Annotated in this window: 15 protein-coding genes and 1 tRNA gene; 1 reads left to right on the top strand and 15 read right to left on the bottom strand. The window is 61.9% G+C overall.

Features of this window, described 5'->3' with window-relative positions; translation table 11 throughout:
- Positions 1 to 2: 2 nt before the first annotated feature.
- The 5 genes from glgA to glgB all read right to left on the bottom strand — a co-directional run bounded on the left by glgA (position 3) and on the right by glgB (position 8,563).
- Positions 3 to 1,502 carry a glycogen synthase GlgA gene (gene glgA, locus ACO59D_RS07815; protein WP_485126508.1) on the bottom strand — a complete coding sequence of 500 codons (1,500 nt, stop codon included), beginning with the start codon at positions 1,500 to 1,502 and terminating at the stop codon, positions 3 to 5.
- An 11-nt stretch (positions 1,503 to 1,513) separates the two neighbouring features.
- Entirely contained in the window at positions 1,514 to 2,608 is a 1,095-nt protein-coding gene (glgD, locus tag ACO59D_RS07810; protein ID WP_485126507.1) for a glucose-1-phosphate adenylyltransferase subunit GlgD, read from the bottom strand.
- A 3-nt stretch (positions 2,609 to 2,611) separates the two neighbouring features.
- Positions 2,612 to 3,757, bottom strand: coding sequence for a glucose-1-phosphate adenylyltransferase (locus tag ACO59D_RS07805; RefSeq protein WP_130811302.1), 1,146 nt, complete (start codon positions 3,755 to 3,757; stop codon positions 2,612 to 2,614).
- Positions 3,758 to 3,830: 73 nt separating this feature from the next.
- Positions 3,831 to 6,260, bottom strand: a complete 2,430-nt coding sequence (locus ACO59D_RS07800; protein WP_485126506.1) for a glycogen/starch/alpha-glucan phosphorylase — start codon at positions 6,258 to 6,260, stop codon at positions 3,831 to 3,833.
- Between the two features lie 131 nt (positions 6,261 to 6,391).
- Complete coding sequence (gene glgB, locus ACO59D_RS07795) at positions 6,392 to 8,563, bottom strand: 1,4-alpha-glucan branching protein GlgB (RefSeq protein ID WP_485126505.1); 2,172 nt, start codon at positions 8,561 to 8,563, stop codon at positions 6,392 to 6,394.
- A gap of 352 nt (positions 8,564 to 8,915) precedes the next feature.
- Here glgB and nth point away from each other — a divergent pair, with 352 nt between their 5' ends.
- Positions 8,916 to 9,593 (top strand): endonuclease III, encoded by a 678-nt coding sequence (nth, locus tag ACO59D_RS07790; RefSeq protein WP_485126504.1) that lies wholly within the window; start codon positions 8,916 to 8,918, stop codon positions 9,591 to 9,593.
- Positions 9,594 to 10,217: 624 nt separating this feature from the next.
- Here nth and ACO59D_RS07785 read toward each other — a convergent pair.
- The 10 genes from ACO59D_RS07785 to ACO59D_RS07740 form a co-directional block, all read right to left on the bottom strand.
- Positions 10,218 to 11,537, bottom strand: coding sequence for an O-acetylhomoserine aminocarboxypropyltransferase/cysteine synthase family protein (locus tag ACO59D_RS07785; RefSeq protein WP_485126503.1), 1,320 nt, complete (start codon positions 11,535 to 11,537; stop codon positions 10,218 to 10,220).
- A gap of 352 nt (positions 11,538 to 11,889) precedes the next feature.
- Entirely contained in the window at positions 11,890 to 12,435 is a 546-nt protein-coding gene (gene rbr / locus ACO59D_RS07780; protein WP_485126502.1) for a rubrerythrin, read from the bottom strand.
- 91 nt (positions 12,436 to 12,526) lie between these two features.
- The gene (locus ACO59D_RS07775) at positions 12,527 to 13,408 is read right to left on the bottom strand and encodes an HhH-GPD family protein (RefSeq protein ID WP_485126501.1); all 882 of its coding nucleotides are present in this window, start codon (positions 13,406 to 13,408) and stop codon (positions 12,527 to 12,529) included.
- Positions 13,405 to 13,884 (bottom strand): RrF2 family transcriptional regulator, encoded by a 480-nt coding sequence (locus ACO59D_RS07770; RefSeq protein ID WP_485126500.1) that lies wholly within the window; start codon positions 13,882 to 13,884, stop codon positions 13,405 to 13,407. The genes ACO59D_RS07775 and ACO59D_RS07770 overlap by 4 nt, the downstream gene beginning before the upstream one ends.
- A 2-nt stretch (positions 13,885 to 13,886) precedes the next feature.
- Positions 13,887 to 14,648 carry an HAD family hydrolase gene (locus ACO59D_RS07765; protein ID WP_485126499.1) on the bottom strand — a complete coding sequence of 254 codons (762 nt, stop codon included), beginning with the start codon at positions 14,646 to 14,648 and terminating at the stop codon, positions 13,887 to 13,889.
- A gap of 221 nt (positions 14,649 to 14,869) precedes the next feature.
- Positions 14,870 to 14,946 (bottom strand) — tRNA-Asp (locus ACO59D_RS07760).
- 446 nt (positions 14,947 to 15,392) lie between these two features.
- Complete coding sequence (locus tag ACO59D_RS07755; RefSeq protein ID WP_485126498.1) at positions 15,393 to 16,238, bottom strand: hypothetical protein; 846 nt, start codon at positions 16,236 to 16,238, stop codon at positions 15,393 to 15,395.
- A gap of 52 nt (positions 16,239 to 16,290) precedes the next feature.
- Entirely contained in the window at positions 16,291 to 16,896 is a 606-nt protein-coding gene (gene recR / locus ACO59D_RS07750; RefSeq protein ID WP_485126497.1) for a recombination mediator RecR, read from the bottom strand.
- Positions 16,897 to 16,898: 2 nt separating this feature from the next.
- A complete protein-coding gene (locus ACO59D_RS07745; RefSeq protein ID WP_130811674.1) occupies positions 16,899 to 17,216 on the bottom strand; it encodes a YbaB/EbfC family nucleoid-associated protein in 318 nt (105 codons plus the stop codon).
- Between the two features lie 75 nt (positions 17,217 to 17,291).
- On the bottom strand, positions 17,292 to 17,486 hold a 195-nt coding region (locus ACO59D_RS07740; RefSeq protein ID WP_485126496.1), incomplete at its 5' end, for a hypothetical protein.

Here is a 17,486-nt window from a genome sequence, read left to right as displayed (position 1 = left end):
CCTTACCTGTCTCTTCTCTTGTTGTACCTAATGACCTCTGGATGAAGTCCGTGGTAGATGTCCATGTAGTCGTTCGCGGCACGGCGCCAGCTGAAGTCTGTCGCCATGGCCTGAAGCATGAGCTTAGTCCAGAGTTCGGAGTTCGTCCAGAAGATTTCGCAGGCCCCTAGGAGCGTGTCGGACATCTCGTCCGCATTCATGTTGGAAAAGCGGAAGCCTGTGCCCTCACCGGTGAACTTGTTGTACGGGGCCACCGAGTCGCGCAGGCCGCCCGTCTCGCGCACGAGCGGAAGCGTGCCATAGCGCATGGCAATCATCTGGGAGAGGCCGCAGGGCTCAAACTCGGACGGCATAAGCAGGATGTCACCGCCTGCGTACATGCGGTGCGAGAGCGCGTTGTCAAAGGCAATGCGCGCGCACATCATGTCGCTATACTTCTGGTCGAAGTAACGGAACGCCTCCTCCTGGTCCGCGTCACCGGTGCCAAGGATGGCCACCTGGACGCCGCGCTTCATGATGCCGTCCATGGCATAGCGGACAAGGCCCAGGCCCTTCTGGTTGGTGAGGCGACCGATCATCACCACAAGCGGACGCGTGGGGTCTTGCCGAAGGCCAAGCTCCTCTTGGAGGGCGCGCTTGCACTCGGCCTTGTTGGCAAGGTCTTCGGCAGAGTAATTCGCCGTGATCATGCCATCGGTCTTGGGACTCCAGATGTTGGTGTCAATCCCGTTGAGGATGCCCGTGAGGATGCCGGAACGCCTGCGGAAGATGGGGTCAAGCCCCTCCCCGTAGAACGGCATCTGCAGCTCGTAGGCATAGCTCGGGCTCACGGTGGTGAGGGCGTCCGCGTAGCACAGGCCGCCCTTCATAAAGTTGATCGAGTCCCTGTCGCAGTAGAGCTGGTCACGTGCCGCGGGAATGTCGGCAAGGCCGAGCACGTCGGAGAGCATGTCGTCGCCGTACTGACCTTGGAACTTGATGTTGTGGACCGTCATCACAGTCTTCACGTCGCTGCACTGCGGAGCGCCGCGATAGAACTCGCGGAGAAAGACGGGGCAGAGCGCCGTCTGCCAGTCGTTGCAGTGCAAGACGTCACACGCAAGCTCGGGGACCTTGACGATGGCCTCGCAGATGGCCTTTGCGAAGAACGCAAAGCGCTCGCCATCATCGAAGTAACCGTAGAGGCTATCGCGCTTGAAGTACGCCTCGTTGTCCACGAAGTAGAAGTCGAGCCCCTGCAGCTCGAGCTTCTCGATGCCGCAGTAGACATTCCTCCAGGCTAGGGGCACATAGAAGTCCGCAACGTGCTTCATGCGGCCCTTGTACTCCTGGGGGATCGTTCCGTACTTGGGCATAATCACTGCCGCCTTGGCACCAGCGTGCTTGAGCGCGCGCGGGAGGGAGCCCGCCACGTCGCCCAAGCCGCCGGTCTTGGCGAACGGCACCGCCTCTGAGGATGCGAAGAGAACCCTCAGCTTCCTGCGGTGTGCGCTTGTTGGCATGGTCTCCACCTTTACTCGCGACCCTTTTCCTTGACGAGCACGTCCTCAGGGGTGCCACGAAGCTCGGTGCCCGCCGGGACGAGGTTGTTCCTGTCGACGATCGCGTTCTCGACGCGAGCGCCGCTCTTGATGACACAGTCCTGCATCACCACGGAGCCGCGAATGGTGGCGCCGCTCTCAACGATCACGTTGCGGCCCAGGACAGAATCGCCCACGCTGCCGAAGATGCGGCAGCCGGCCGAGACGAGCGAGTTGGTGACGTGGGAGCCAACCTCGAACCTTGCGGGAGAGGTATCGTGCGCCTTGGTCTTGATGAAGCGACCCTCGGGGAAGAGTTCGGCGTTGATGCGCGGGTCAAGGGCGTCCATGTTGGAGCGGTAGTAGCTCTTCTTGTTGAACACCGCAGCGGCATAGCCGTCAAAGTTGTACGCCTGGACGTTCACGCGACCATAGTCGTTGGCCATGGCCTCAAACAGGTCGAGGTAATCGGTGGCAGCGTACCAGTCGAACATGTCGAGCAGGAGCTGACGGCTGATGAGGAAGCAGTCGAGGAAAGCGGCATCGCCAAAGGAAACGCCGTGCTTCACGCCTGTGACGCGAGAGCCGTCAAGGCCAAAGCCGGTGACGTCGGCGTCGTTGCCGCTGGCCTGCTTCACGAGCACGGTGATGTCGGCACCAGAGGCCACATGGGCGTCGTACAGCCCGTCGAGGTCGATATTGTACACGAAGTTGGCGGTCGAGAAGACCACGTAGTCGGACTTCGACCTCGTGAAGAAGACCTTGTTGTGGACAAGGTCGCGCAGCAGGAAGCGCGCACCCGTGCGTGAGGTGCCAAAGGCAGAGCCAGGCAGAATGAAGAGGCCGCCGTTCTTGCGGTCAAGCCCCCAGTCCTTGCCGGACCCAACGTGGTCGATAAGCGAGCGGTAGTTGTACGGCATGACTGTGCCCACCGTACGCAGGCCAGCGTTGACCATGTTAGACAGGGGGAAGTCGACCAGACGATAGCGGCCAAGGAACGGCATGGACGAGACCGGACGGCTCTCGACGAGTGCGCTCGGAGACTTGGCCGAGTAGTTGCACGTAATGAGACCTATGACCTTATCCATTGCTTACTCCCCCTTCCCGACAACGACGTCATTCCCAATGACGGCCGTGTCCTTCGTAGAGTCGACGCTACCAAGGTCCACGTTCTCCTCGACGACAGAGTTCTCGCCCAGGATCGCGCGGACGACGTGCGCACCGTTCTTCACGACGGCACCGGGAAGCAGGACGGAGTCGGCAACCGTGGCATGCTCGCCAACGTAAGCGTCAACCGAGAGAATCGAGTGCTTGGCCTTACCGAATACCTGCACGCCATTGGCAACCAGACAGTCGTCGACGTCACCGTCGCACCCAACATACGCAGGCGGCCTCGTGGAGGCGTTGCTCATGATGGGGAAGTCCTGGCTGTAGAGGTCGAATGCGGGGTTGGGCCCGAGAAGGTCCATGCTCGTCTCGTGGTAGCTCGAGATGGTACCCACGTCGCGCCAGAAGCCGTTGAACTCGTAGGTGTACAGACGCTTGCCGTCTGCCAGGAGCTTGGGGATGATGTCCTTTCCGAAATCGTGCTCGGAGGTCTGGTCGATAGCATCCTCCTTGAGCGAGCTCACGAGAAGGTCGGTGTTGAAGATGTAGATGCCCATCGAGGCGAGGTTGGAATCGGGCTTCTTGGGCTTCTCGGTGAACTTGACGATGCGCTCGTCCTCGTCCTGGGTGATGATGCCAAAGCGCGAGGCCTCCTCCCAAGGCACGGGCATAACCGCGATGGTGAGGTCGGCGTTGTGGCGCTTGTGGTTCTCGAGCATCTTGCCGTAATCCATGCGGTAGAGCTGGTCACCAGAGAGGATAAGCACGTAATCTGGGTCGTTCTGCTCGATGTAGCCAAGGTTCTGCGTCACGGCGTCTGCCGTGCCCTCATACCAGGCGCCGCCGGTCTGGGTGGCGTACGGCGGGAGGATGGAGACCCCACCGTCACGCTCGTCGAGGTTCCAGGCCTCGCCGGTACCAATGTAGGAGTGCAGGAGATACGGACGGTACTGCGTGAGCACACCCACCGTTGTGACGCCCGAGTTCGCGCAGTTGGAGAGCGCGAAGTCGATGATGCGGAACTTGCCCCCGAACGAGACTGCAGGCTTTGCCACGTTGCTGGTAAGCGCACCGAGCCTGCTGCCCTGCCCACCGGCAAGAAGCATCGCTATGCATTCCTTCTTGCTCATAAGGTCCCCCATTTCCTTCTGTCGTCCCAACACATGCCTCGTACCTTCAACCCGCAGGACCGCGGGGTGATTCCTACGCCTTAATATGCCAGATATCCGCCATGTACTCGCGAATAGTTCGGTCACTAGAGAAGTACCCCGCCTTGGCGGTATTGTGCAGCGCAGCCCGGTTCCATGCGCCGCGGTCTCCGTAGGCGGTTGTGAGCTCGTCCCAAGCGTCAACATAGGAGCGGAAGTCGCGCAGAACGAGGTCCGGATCGTTGCTCGCCATGAGGTAGTCGTGGATGCTCTCGAAGTTGCCCGAGAGGTGTGCAAGGGAGCCATCGGAGAGCATATCCACCACGCGACCAAGGCGCTCGCGGTCGGCGTTGTACTGGTCCCATGCAAAGTAGCAGCCAGAGGTGCGCAGGGCTTCGACCTCCTCGGTGCGCAGACCAAAAATCTTGATGTTGTCGTCACCCACGAGCTTGGCGATCTCGACGTTGGCGCCATCGTAGGTGCCAAGGGTGATGGCCGCGTTCATCATGAGTTTCATGTTCGAGGTGCCAGACGCCTCAGTGCCAGCAGTCGAGATCTGCTCAGAGATCTCGGCGGCAGGGTAGATGAGCTGGGCGCTCGACACGGCAAAGTTGGGGACAAAGGCGACCCTGATCTTGTCGTTCGTGCGGGCGTCGTTGTTCACCACGTCGGCGACCGAGTTGATGAGGCGGATAACCTCCTTGGCAAAGGTGTAGCTCTGGGCTGCCTTGCCCGAGAAGATGAACGCCGTGGGGCGCGGGTCGAAGTGCGGGTCGGCCAGGACGCGGTTGTAGATGTCCAGGATCTTGAACACGTTGAGAAGCTGGCGCTTGTAGGCATGGAAGCGCTTCACCTGCACATCGAAGACCATGGAACAGTCAAGCTCGACGCCGGAGGTCTCGCGAATATAGGCCGCAAGGCGCTCCTTGTCGGTGCGCTTTGCCTTCTCCATCTCGTCCAGGAAGCCCGCATCACCCTCGAGGGCCGTGAGCTTCTCGAGCTCGCAGGCATCGTCCAGCCAGCCCTTGCCAATGGCACCGGAGATGAGACCGGCGTAGGAGGGGTTTGCCTCCGTGAGGAAGCGACGGTGAGAGACGCCGTTGGTCTTGTTGTTGAACATCTCGGGGTACAGGCGGTAGAAGTCCTTGAGCACGCCCTCTTCGAGGATGCCCGTGTGGAGCGCGGAGACGCCGTTCACCGAATGGCTGAAGATGATGGAGAGGTTCGCCATACGGACCTGGCCGTCCCACAGGATGGCCGTGCTCTTGAGCATCTCGCCCCAGTCGGGGGAAGTGTGGGGGAAGTTCTCGCGGTAGCGGCGGTCAATCTCCTCGATGAACATGTACAGGCGCGGCATGAGGGCACGGAAGGTGTTGATGGGCCACTTCTCCAGTGCCTCGGGCATGACCGTGTGGTTGGTGTAGGAGATGGTCGCCTTGGCGATCTTGAATGCCAGGTCGAAGTCCACGCCGCACCCGTCAACCAGCAGGCGCATGAGTTCGGGGCCGCACATTGCGGGGTGCGTGTCGTTGGTGTGGATGGCCACGTGGTCGGCAAGGTGCTCCCAGTCGGGGCCAAAGTCGCGCTCGTAGGTGGCGAGGATGGTCTGGAGGCCTGCGGAGACAAACAGGTACTCCTGCTTGAGGCGCAGAATCTTGCCGTGCTCGCCGGAGTCATTGGGGTAAAGGATGGTCGAGATGGCCTCGGCGTCGGAGCGGAATTTGTTCGCCTTGGCGTAGTCGCCGGCGTTGAACGCGTCGAGGTCGAAGTTCTCCTCGTAGGGCTCGGCGCTCCAGAGGCGCAGGCGGTTGACCTTCTTGGTGCCGTAGCCAACGATGGGCACGTCGTACGGGACGGCGCGCACCTTTTCGCCGCCCTCCTGGATAAACCAGTAGCGGCCTGTCTCGTCCTCGTGGCGCACGACCTCGCCGCCAAACTGGACGATCACCGTGTTGGAGTCGCGGCGAGACTCCCAAGGGAAGCCGTTCTCAAGCCAGTTGTCGGTCTTCTCGACCTGGCGGCCACCCTCAATGACCTGGCGGAAAAGTCCGTATTGGTAGCGCATGCCGTTACCGTAGCCCGCGATGCCCTCATGGGCCATGGAGTCGAGGAAGCACGCGGCGAGACGACCAAGGCCTCCGTTGCCGAGGCCAGGGTCTGCCTCCTGGCGGCAGATGGTCTCGAGGGAGCCTCCCATGTCCTCCATGCCCTTGGCGACGATGTCATGGACGCCAAGGTTGAGCAGGTAGTTGTCAAGCAGGGGCCCCAAAAGGAACTCGAGGGAGAAGTAGTAGACCTTCTTCTCGCCCTTCTCGTGGGTTGCGATGCCAATATTGCGCGACTTCTTGGCGATGAGCGTTGCGAGCACCTGGTAGCGCTCGAGCGCAGTGCAGTCCTCGAACTTCTTGCTGAGGTCTGCCATGCAAGCCTCGCGATACTGCTTCTCGAAATCCGCGGTGTCCCTAAAGATCTTTCCCTGTGCCATGCGACTCCAATGTCATGTCTTGCAGACCGGAACGCCCCGATGAAGATATGGGAACGTTCCCGTCACATTATACGAGCGCTTTCGTCATGTGCACGTTGAATGGTACGCATGACATGACGAAAGCGGTTTTCTTACTTTTTTGTCGTCCCTCCGGAGGACGCGCGGCGCGTTGCGGGCTTCTTGGCGGCAGCCGCCTTGGGGGCAGCGGCCTTGCTTGCGGGCCTCTTGACTGTAGGCTTCTTGGCCGTAGTGGACTTCTCGGCCTTGCTCGCGGGCTTCTTTGTCGCACCGGCAGACGACTTGGCCTTCGTGGTTGTGGTGCGACGCTTCCTCAGAGCGCCGGTACGGCGCAGGACAAGGCCACCGAGGGGAGGAACGCGGACAATGACGGACTGCTTACGGCCGTTCCACACCGTCTCGCTCGTCTCGAGCTTGCCAACGTTGACCACGCCAGAGCCGCCAAACTGCTCGGCATCGGAGTTGAAGACCTCATCGTAGTAGCCTTCCTCGGGCACGCCAAGGCGGAAGCCCTCGCGCGCATTGACATCAAAGTTGATGAGAATGACGAGGTCGTCCTTGGGGTTGTCGCCCTTACGGATGAACGAGATGACCGACTGCTTGGCATTGTCGGCGTCGATCCATTCGAAGCCGCCGCTTGTGTAGGAGCGCTGCCAGAGCGCAGGGTGCGCGTTGTAGAACGCGTTGAGGGCGGCGATGAACTGCTGCTGGTGGCGATGCGTGTCATACTGCTCGGCGAGGAAGTACTGGATTCCCTCGTAGTAGCGCCACTCGATGAACTGGGCGATCTCGTTGCCCATGAAGTTGAGCTTGCCGCCCGCATGCGTCATCTGGTAGAAGGCAAGCACCCTCATGCCAGCGAACTGGCGCCAGTAGTCACCGGGCATGCGCGTGATGAGCGAGCACTTGCCGTTGACCACCTCGTCGTGGCTCAGCGGCAGCAGGAAGTTCTCGTTGAACTGGTACATGGTCGAGAAGGTAAGCAGCCTGTGGTTGCCCGGACGATAGGGGAAGTCGGTCTGCATGTAGTGCAGCGTGTCGTTCATCCAGCCCATGTCCCACTTGAAATTGAAGCCCAGGCCACCGTCCTCGGGCGGGTAGGTCACGAGCGGCCACGCCGTGGACTCCTCGGCAATCATCGAGACGTCTGGGTAGTACTTGCCCATCGTGGAGTTGCACTGGCGGATGAACGCTATGGCGTCGTCATCCTCCTCGGTACCACGCGCGTTGAACTTCTTGAGGCGCGGGTCGTCCACACCAAAGTTGAGGTAGAGCATGGAGGTCACGCCGTCCATACGGATGCCGTCGGCGTGGTACTCGTCCACCCAGTAGAGCAGGTTGGAGATCAGGAAGGTGCGCACCTGTCCGCGCGAGAAGTCAAACTTGTGCGTGCCCCAGTTGGGATGAATCTCGTTCTCGTAGAGCATCTCGCCGTTAAAGGTGGCAAGGCCCTGCTCGTCTGCGCAGAAGCCGCCGGGCACCCAGTCGAGGATGACGCCAATGCCGGCCTTGTGGCAGGCGTCGATGAAGTGCTTGAACTGCTTGGGCTCGCCGTAGCGCGAGGTGGGAGCAAAATAGCTCGTCACCTGGTAGCCCCACGAGCCGTCAAACGGATGCTCCATAACGGGCATGAGCTCGATGTGTGAGTAGCCCATGGTGCGCACGTAGTCGACAAGCTCGACAGAGAGATCGTCATACGAGTAGAACTCACCACGCTGTGCGGGGAACGGGTCGCCAGGGCCAGGGTAGGTGCCATCGGGGCGCGGGTCTCCCTGGGGCTCGTCGCCGTGGCGGCGCCAGGATCCAAGATGCACTTCGTAGATGTTGAGGCGGCTCTTGAGCTTATCGGCCTTGGCACGCTGGGCGAGCCAGGCCTTGTCGCCCCACGCATAGCCATTGATGTCATAGGTGCGCGACGCCGTGCCAGGTACCTTCTCGGCAAGGAACGCGTACGGGTCTGCCTTGTAGAGCCGGGCGCCGGAGTTTGTCTCTATGGCAAACTTGTAGAGGGAGCCCATCTCGGCACCAGGGACGAAGCCCTCCCACACGTCACCGGTCTTGGTCTGGGCAAGCGGGTTGGCCCCCTCGTCCCAATCGTTGAACTCGCCGATTACGTGGACGCTCTTAACCCCAGGTGCCCACACGGCAAAGTGGAAGCCCCCGGTGCCATTCTCGTCGACGGCCTGGTGTGCGCCCAGCTTGTCATAGCTGCGATACCACTCGCCCTTTGCTAGCAGGTAGAGATCGTCGCCGCTCAGGTACAGAGAACTGTCACGAGTCTGCATGCTCGCTCCTTACGCGTCGTTTGTGTCCCCCATGGGGCGTGACGTGCAGCTTATTGGACGCCCACCCCGTTTTCTCCAATTATATTCCATAAACGCAAATCGGCTGAGGTCGCACAAGTGTTGAGCCAATGACTGCGGGAACGGTTCCACATGGGGGTGCGAACGGCGCAATGCGCGGTGCGGGCGGTTATCGGACGGCAGCGGCCGCAGATTCGGGAAAAGCGATGAACTCTGCATCGGGGTGTGGCTCCATACCAGGCCCGTCTCCGCACCCACTGCTCGATGTGACCCGTCCTCTCACGCAAAAAGCGATAGACTCCGCACAGCAAGAGTGTCAGAGAAGGGGGTTGGGATGTCCAGGGAGTCAAAGTCGTCCAAGCGCGAGCGCGCCTGCGAGATCTGCCGGCGCATGGGCGAGCTCTATCCCGACGCTGAGAGCGCTCTCTCGTTTAGGGACCCCTTTGAGCTCGTGATTTGCGTGCTTCTCTCGGCGCAGACAACCGACGTCGCTGTGAACCGCGTGACACCCGAGCTCTTCCGCCGCTGGCCAGACCCGCAATCCATGGCAGCCGCAGACCCAGAGGAGGTTGGCGAGGTCATACGCACGATCGGATTCTGGCGTGCAAAGTCGCGTCACTGCGTCGAGGCGGCACAGATGATCGTCTCCGACTTTGGCGGAGAGGTGCCCGGTACCATGGAGGAGCTCTGCCAGCTGCCGGGTGTGGGGAGAAAGACTGCCAACATCGTGCTCAACAAGGCCTTTGGCGTGGTGGACGGCATCGCCGTCGACACCCACGTATACCGTCTGGCCACGCGCTTTGGCCTCACGAGGGCAAAGACGCCGCTTGATGCCGAGAAGGACCTTCTCGACATCATCCCGCGCGAGCTTTGGGGACCGGTCAACGAGGAGTGGATCCACTTTGGGCGAGACGTGTGCACCGCACGCGCCCCCAAGTGCGTGGGATGCCCCATGGCAGACATCTGCCCCAGCGCGGGAAGGCCCGACCGCTACACCAAGCGGAAGCAGTAGCGGGAAGAAGTAACCCTGCGGGGTTGTCAGCGTTGCCATTATCGATAGGGGCATCGGCACACGACGTTCCCGTTGCACCAACGAGCAGGTCGGTGTTGCACGTCACGCGTACCACCCGGTTGCCTTGCGTCTCGCCCCCGTCGGAGAGCCAATGTCGGGCTGCAGGATCCCGTCGACGGTTGCGCAGGCAAACTCGCTGCCTCCCGCGGGAAGAGGTAGGGGACGACGGGTGCGGCAGAAAAGCGACGTCGTGCGTACGCACAACCGATGCTATTTGGCAGATGGGAGCCCTGGGGCTGCTTGCTGGCGAGAAACCCGCGTCGTGCGTACGCACAACCTCCGCCTGCTGCCAGGCACCTCTCGTCCAACTGGGCAAACACGAGGCCCTTGTCAGAAAATCCGCGTCGTGCGTACGCATAACGGGAACATCCTGCCCAGCCAGCCCTCCCGAGGGCGTCTTTTGGCGAGAAACCCGCGTCGTGCGTACGCACAAGCCCGAACCTTTGCCCCAAGGCCCACGGACGCCCGCCACGGCATCGGACCCCGGCGCCAAACGGCGACGGGACCCGAATGCAGCAAGCCCATGTAGGCCAGGCACAGGACCGGCGAGTCGCTGCCAGCCCCCTATGCCTTGGCGATGGCCTGGTCGAGGTCGGCGATGATGTCATCCACGTCCTCGATGCCGATGGACAGGCGGATGAGGTCCTCGGAGAGGTGCGCGGCCTGGAGCTGCTCGGCCGTGAGCTGGGAGTGCGTGGTGGAGGCGGGGTGGATGATGAGGGACTTGGCGTCACCCACGTTGGCGAGGTGCGTGAAGAGCTTCACATTGTTCACCACGTCAAGGCCAGCCTCACGCCCGCCCTTGACGCCGAAGACCACTACGCCGCCAAAGCCGTGGTGCAGGATGCGGCTCGCGACCTCGTGCGAGGGGTCGCCCTCGAGTCCGGAGTAGCGCACCCAGGAGACCTTGGGATTCTCCTTGAGCCACCTGGCAACGGCAAGCGCGTTGTCGGAGTGACGCTGGACGCGCAGGGAGAGGTCCTCGATGCCCAGGCCAATGAGCTGAGCCGCATACGGGGAGAGCGTAGGGCCAAAGTCGCGGAGCTTGTTGGCGAGCACGCGGGTGGCAAACGGGGCGGCAGGTGCCGCGTCGGCAAAGACCACGCCGTGGTAGGACGGGTCGGGCTGGGCGATGGTGCGCCACTTCTCGGGGTCCTGCTTCCAGTTGAACTTGCCCGTATCGACAACGGCCCCGCCAAGCGTTGTGCCGTGGCCGCCAATCCACTTGGTGAGAGACTCAATCACGACTGCCGCGCCATCCTCTGCCGGACGATAGATATACGGTGTGGCAAAGGTGTTGTCCACAAACACGGGCACGGGGCTGGGAAGCGCGTTGGCCGCCTCGACGATGGCGGGGACATCGACCACGTCTACGAGGGGGTTGCCGATGGTCTCGACGTACCAGAGCTTGGTCTTGGGCGTGGTGGCGGCAACAAAGGCGTCGATGTCGTTGTTCTCGACGAACGTGGTCTTGACGCCAAGGTCACCCAGCGTGTGAAGGAAGATGTTCCACGTGCCGCCATAGAGGGAGTCGGAGGCAACAATCTCGTCACCGGCGCCAACCAGGTTGGTGAGGGCGAGAATCTCGGCGGCGTGGCCAGAGGCAACGGCCACGGCACCGGCGGCGCCCTCCACCGCGGCAATGCGGGCGGCAACGGCGTCGGTGGTGGTGTTGGTCAGGCGGCCGTAGACGTTGCCGGGCTTGGCAAGCGCGAACTTGGCGGCACCGTCGGCGGCGTCGTCAAACTGGAATGCGGCCGAGGCGTAGACAGGAAGGGCTGCCGCGCCGGTAACGGGATCGGGTGACCAGCCGGCGTGAACCTGTAGGGTGTTGAAGTGCTTCTCGGGATCCTTGGCAAAGTCGGGGTTGAGTTCGAAGGCCATGATGTTCTCCTTTTTTTGATGGTGGCGCCATCTGCGCCGAGCGTGTGGGAAGCGAGGAAGCCCGAGACCAGTCACCGCACTGCGGCGTCTCTTCTCGGGCTATGGCATCTGATTCCCCGATAACGCTGTATATGTCACCGTCTTTTTCATGACCTGCATAGTAACGCTTATGGCGGCAAAATCTACCAGCATTGGTAGAGTGTTTGATAGCAACTGGCTATCGTTTTCAAAGATATTTCCTGATCAGTGATTTTGCCGTGGTCTGGCAACGCATGCCCCTGCAAGGTCACACAAAAAAGCGCCCATCCTCAACATGAGGACGGGCGCAGGGCATGCGATGAGCAACGAGGTACTAGTAGTTGATCGCCTGCTCCTCGAAGTAGCTCTGCGGGTGGTTGCAGACCGGGCAGACCTTGGGGGCCTCGGGGCCAACGTGCAGGTGGCCGCAGTTGAGGCACTTCCAAACCTTGACGCCCGGACGGTTGAAGACCTCGCCCTTCTCGACGCGCTCGGCGAGCTTGTTGTAGCGCTCCTCGTGATGCTTCTCGACCTCGCCGACCAGACGGAACTTGGCAGCAATCTCCTTGAAACCCTCCTCGTCGGCAGTCTCGGCGAAGCCCTTGTACATGTCGGTCCACTCGTAGTTCTCGCCAGCCGCAGCATCCCTGATGTTGGTCAGGGTGTCGGGCACGTCGCCGTCGTGCAGGTACTTGAACCAGAGCTTGGCGTGCTCGGACTCGTTGCCAGAAGTCTCGGTGAAGATGTCAGAGATCTGGACGTAGCCCTCCTTCTTGGCCTTGCTGGCATAGTAGGAATACTTGCGGCTTGCCTGGGACTCGCCTGCAAATGCTGCCTCGAGGTTCTTCTTGGTCTGAGAGCTCTTGAAATCGACTGCCATTACCGCTCCTCTCCTTCCCCGCCACTGGGGAAACGTCGGAATCCCCCTTTCGGATCCCCCCCTGCTTGCGCAGGTGATACACATGATAGCATCAGGTACACCAAATGCTACTGTGATTATGGCAGAATCCTTCTCTCGAAAGCTCTGCCAACAACGCTTGGGCATCCGACGCACTCACACCTCTTCTACCCGCTGCGCGCTCCATGCGGAAAAGCTCCACGCAAAGAGTATCAAGGTCCACGCCGCCACGCGGATCATCTCGGTGAGCGAGGAGGATGCGCAGGACCTCCGCACGCTTCTGTCGGTGAGAGCCTTCGAATTGAGACTGCTTCACGTGCGAGCGAGAGCGTCGCGAGGGATTAGGGACAGTGGCCTTGAGGTGCGCCCCGTAGTCGAGCAAAGCATAGTACCAGGTACGTGGGTCGTCCGACGGATTGTCGGCGTCCGACGGGCAGGTCGCGCGCACAATGGGTGCCAACGTCGCATCCGAAACGGACTGCTCCTCCGGGAAGAGCTCGTGGAGAAGGACGGTGCGCACGTTGGTCTCGAGATAGACGCCCGGGAGGTCAAAGGCGAAGGCGCGAATCCCCGCCGCCGTAGCCGGCCCGATGCCGGGAAGCGCGCGCAGGGCAGCATCGTCGGACGGCACATGACCACCTGCAGCAGAGACCTCCTGCGCTGCTCGCCAAAGCGAGAGCGCACGCCTGTTGTAGCCCAGGCCCTGCCACTCGTCGAGCACGTCCGCCGCGTCCGCAGAGGCCAGCGCGTCTGTCGTGGGGAAGAGCTCAAGCCAGTGCTGCCAGCGCCCGTCGACACGCGAGACCTGCGTCTGCTGGAGCATGACCTCCGAGATCCAGATGGCATAGGGGTCTTTCGTCCGCCGCCACGGCAAGTCGCGGTAGAACTCGCGCCCACGTGCCAGCACGGTCGCGCGAAACGCAGCAAGGACTTCTGGGGGCAGCGCTGGCGTCACTCGGCAACAGCCTTCTGCCGATGCCTGCGACCCATGACTTTGAACGAGCCCGTCATCTGCGGGACCTTGCCCTCCATCACGACCTGGTAGAGGGACACAGAGCCAAAGTAGTCACGCAGCATGCGCTCGGCGTTGCACCAGACAGGGTTGAAGTGGCATTCGGCCATGCGAGGGCAAGGGCCACCATCATCTCCGGCAAAGTCACAGACAGATATCACGATTGACCCCTGGACCGCCTCCACAATCCTCAAGAGCGACGTGGTGCGCGGGTCGACAGCCAGCCTCATGCCGCCATGTGCGCCGCGCGTGCTCTCGACGATGCCCGCCAAAGCAAGGTCGTGCTGGATGGAGCGGGCAAACGAGTACGGGACATCGTTGTCCTTCGCCGCCGTGCGCACCGACACAACGCCGTCCGGGTTCTGGACAAGCGACGCAAGCATGCGGAGCGCGTAATCGGTCTTTCTCGAGATCTCCATTTCTACCTCCTGGCAGCCCGACGGGCTGGCCCCCTCTTCGGACTCATCTTTGCTGGAGAGTCGCCCCACTCGAGGACTTCCCAGCCATGCTGCCGTGCCAACTTTCGAAGCGTCTCCCCTGGGCACACTGCATAGCACTTTGCTGCCGCCGAGAGGAGCGTGGCGTCTGTGTGGTGATCGCCATAGGCATACGCAAGGGTCCATGCACCCTTGCCAAGGTGAGCGTCCGCCCAGCGGGTAACGGCTGCGACCTTCTCGGGGCCTTGTATCACGGTGCCTGCGACACGCCCGGTATAGTTGCCGTCTGCGTCACACTCCATGCCCGTGGCGATGTAGTCATCTGCCCCTAGGGTCTTGGCTGCATCGGCTGCGATGGGTGCAAACGTTGCCGAGACGAGCAGGGTAACGCAGCCTTCCTTGCGCCGCTTGGCAACCTCTGCCGGAGCCTCGGGGCGATAGCGGTCTTTGAGGACGCTCTCATGGAATTCGTGCATGATCTTGTCGATGTCGCGATGGCCCAGGTCTTCGAGTGCCCCGAAGACAAGCTCGCGTGCCTCGTCCTGGCTCTGCGGCAGATGCAGCTTGTAGCGCAGCCCCCACCAGCTGAGCGCAAGGGCGCGCGGGACGGACATGAGCCCGTGACGCCACAGGTACACCGAGAAGAGCGCGCCAGACTGGCCGTCAATGGACGTGCCATCGAAGTCGAACACGGCAAGCCTGGCTTTTCTCTGCGGTTGCGCGCTATCGTTTGTGGAAGCGAGCATGCTGTGCGTCTCCATAGTGCTCTCGGAAATCGTATTGCTCCAATGATACCAGTGCGGCATCAGCGGTTGAATCAATTGTACTATTTACCGTATCAATTGAAGCGATTGGGGGCAGCCTGTCACAATATGCCCCAGAGAGGCCGCGGATTGCGGCGCAGTTTGGCGACCGTGGCACGCATGGGTATGAAAGAAGCCCCTTTCGGGGCTCCTAGAATCTACAATGGCGGGATATGCGGGACTCGAACCCGCGACCTCCGACGTGACAGGCCGGCGCTCTAACCAGCTGAGCTAATACCCCACGCGCGTTGCGGGAGCTATTATACGCAGGGAATGCGAGATCTGTCTAGCCAGAACTATGGAAAAGTTTTGTGGATGCCACAGATGCCATGCGTTGCCGTTCGCGGGGATCTTCCCCGTAGGAGCTTGCGGCAAAAGGTAGCCATCGTGCATACGCACACGTGCGGTTTTCTGCCCTAAGGCGGGCCTTGGAGCCCCGCGCTGGCAAATTACTCCCCTTCTGCGTACGCACGATTGACAAGTTCTGACAGGGCCATCGCGTCTGCCCAGTTGCCGAGAAGAGACGTGTCAGAGGTTAAGGCTTATGCGTACGCACAAGGGGAAGCATCTACCACACCCCCGCTTCCGAAGGCCCCAACGGACAGAAAAGTACACCTGTGAGTACGCACGATGAGAATTTCTCGCCACAGTCACAGCCACAACCGCCCCCGCTATCGCCGTACCCCCCTACTCGAGCGCGACGTCCGTGGTGGCACCGTTTGAGTCCGTCACATGGACAACGGACCCATCAAGCGAGGCAGAAGAGATGGTGCCCATACCCATGATGGCGTTGCCAGAAGAGTCGACGACCGACATGGGCGCCGAGTCGCCGCCAATCGTGTAGGCCACCACGTCCCACGTGCCGTTGGACTTGTTCTCGGGAACCACGATGGCCGAGTTGTAGAGGATGAGCGAGACGGGTGTGCCCTCGACGGTGAACTCCTGCGACTTGTTGCCCTGGGAGTCGGTGCCCATCACAGCATACCCTCCGGCCTCGGCGGCCTCGATGCTGTAGGTAATACCCTGATACGTAACGGTGCCGTCGGCGGTGGTCTGTGTCTGCTGCGGCTCCTCCACGGTGGTCGTGGTCTCTTGGGACTGGGGGGTGTCCTGGGCATTGAGGAACGTGACAAAGGCCGCGATGGCGAGAATCACGAAGAGCCCCACCACACCCGCAACAACGAGCAGGACCGACTTCACGTCGGGGGACTTGCGCTGGGGCTCATGCCCATAGCTAGGCCTGTTGCGTCCGCTAAGCCGACGGTTGCGAGAGCGCTCGGCGGCGCGATCGCGTGCGATGTCGGCTGCCTCGGTGGCATTGTCGCGTGTGGTAACGCGTGCGCCCTGACCGGCGGAGAGGGTCTCGAGGGAGCCTGCGGGAGCGGCGCTCTGACGCGGGGCTGCGCTGTCGTCGATGTCCTCGGGGGCTGCGTGCGCACCACTCCTGGGCGCACCGCCAACGGCGCGCCTGCCTGCAGCGTGCACGGCATGCGCGGAGCGCCTGTACTTCTCGCCATTAGATGCGTAGCTCATCTCGTCTCCCCCTGTGCTTCTCGAACCAATACCATCCTAGCCCCTCCGCGCGCTACACCTCGTGGCGCGCCTCGATAGCGCGGCCAAGCGTCACCTCGTCGGCATATTCCAGGTCCCCTCCCACAGGCAGCCCGCTGGCAAGGCGAGACACGCGAACACCAAGCGGGCGGATGATGCGCGAGAGATACGTGGCGGTCGTCTCTCCCTCCACGTCGGGGTTTGTGGCGAGAATTACTTCCTGGGCTTCGCCCGATGCCAAGCGGGAAAGCAGCTCCCTCACGTGGAGCTGCTCGGGGCCAATCTTGTCCATGGGCGAGATGACGCCCCCAAGCACGTGATAGAGCCCGTGGTAGCTGCCCGTCCGCTCGATGGCCGAGACGTCACGCGGCTCGGAGACCACGCAGATGGTCGTGCGGTCGCGCGAGACGTCGGAACATACGTCACAGGTATCGTGCGTGGCGTAGCTAAAGCAGATGGGACAGAAGTGGACCTGCTCCTTTACCTCGAGGATTGCCGTGGCAAGCCTGCGCGCCTCCTCGGCATCTGCCTCGAGAAGGTAGTACGCGATGCGCTGGGCGGACTTGGGTCCCACACCAGGAAGTCTGCCCAGCTCATCGAGAAGACGCTGGAGCGCGTGGCCGTCGTTGAGCTGATCCATCCCTAGAAGAGCCCCGGGATGTTAAGTCCGCCGGTAACGGCGCTCATGGCCTTCTCGGTGGCAGACTCTGCCTGCTCGAGGGCATCGTTCACCGCGGCGAGGATCATGTCCTGCAGCATATCGGCATCCTCTGGGTCGAGCGCCTGTGGGTCGATGGTCACCGAGGTGAGGCGAAGGTCGCCTGTGGCCGTGACCTTCACCGTGCCGCCACCGGCCGAGGCCGAGACCTCGGCTGACGCGGCCTGCTGCTGCGCCGCGGCAAGCTGCTCCTGCATCTTGCGGGCCTGGGCCATCATCTGGTTACGGTTCATGCCACCCATGTTGTAGCCGCCTCTAGATCCCTTGGACATGTGTTCCTCCTGTTGGTTGTGTTCTGGTGGAAGCTCTTGGGAGAGCTAATCCGTGCCTTCCCCGTCGGATGCCGAGGGCGCCCCCTGGTCGTCGGGCTTCACGACGACCGAGCCGCCAAACGCATCCTCAAGCATAGCCGCAATGCTTGCAAACTCCTCGGTGAGGACCGGGGCATCGTCTGCGGGTGCCTTGGCGGGCGGGGCTTGGGCCGCAGCAGGCTTGGGGATTGGGGCCGGGAC

The sequence above is a fragment of the Tractidigestivibacter sp. genome (assembly GCF_057241865.1).
Note: the sequence above shows the minus strand (reverse complement) of the source record. Positions and strands in the feature narration are given on the sequence as shown.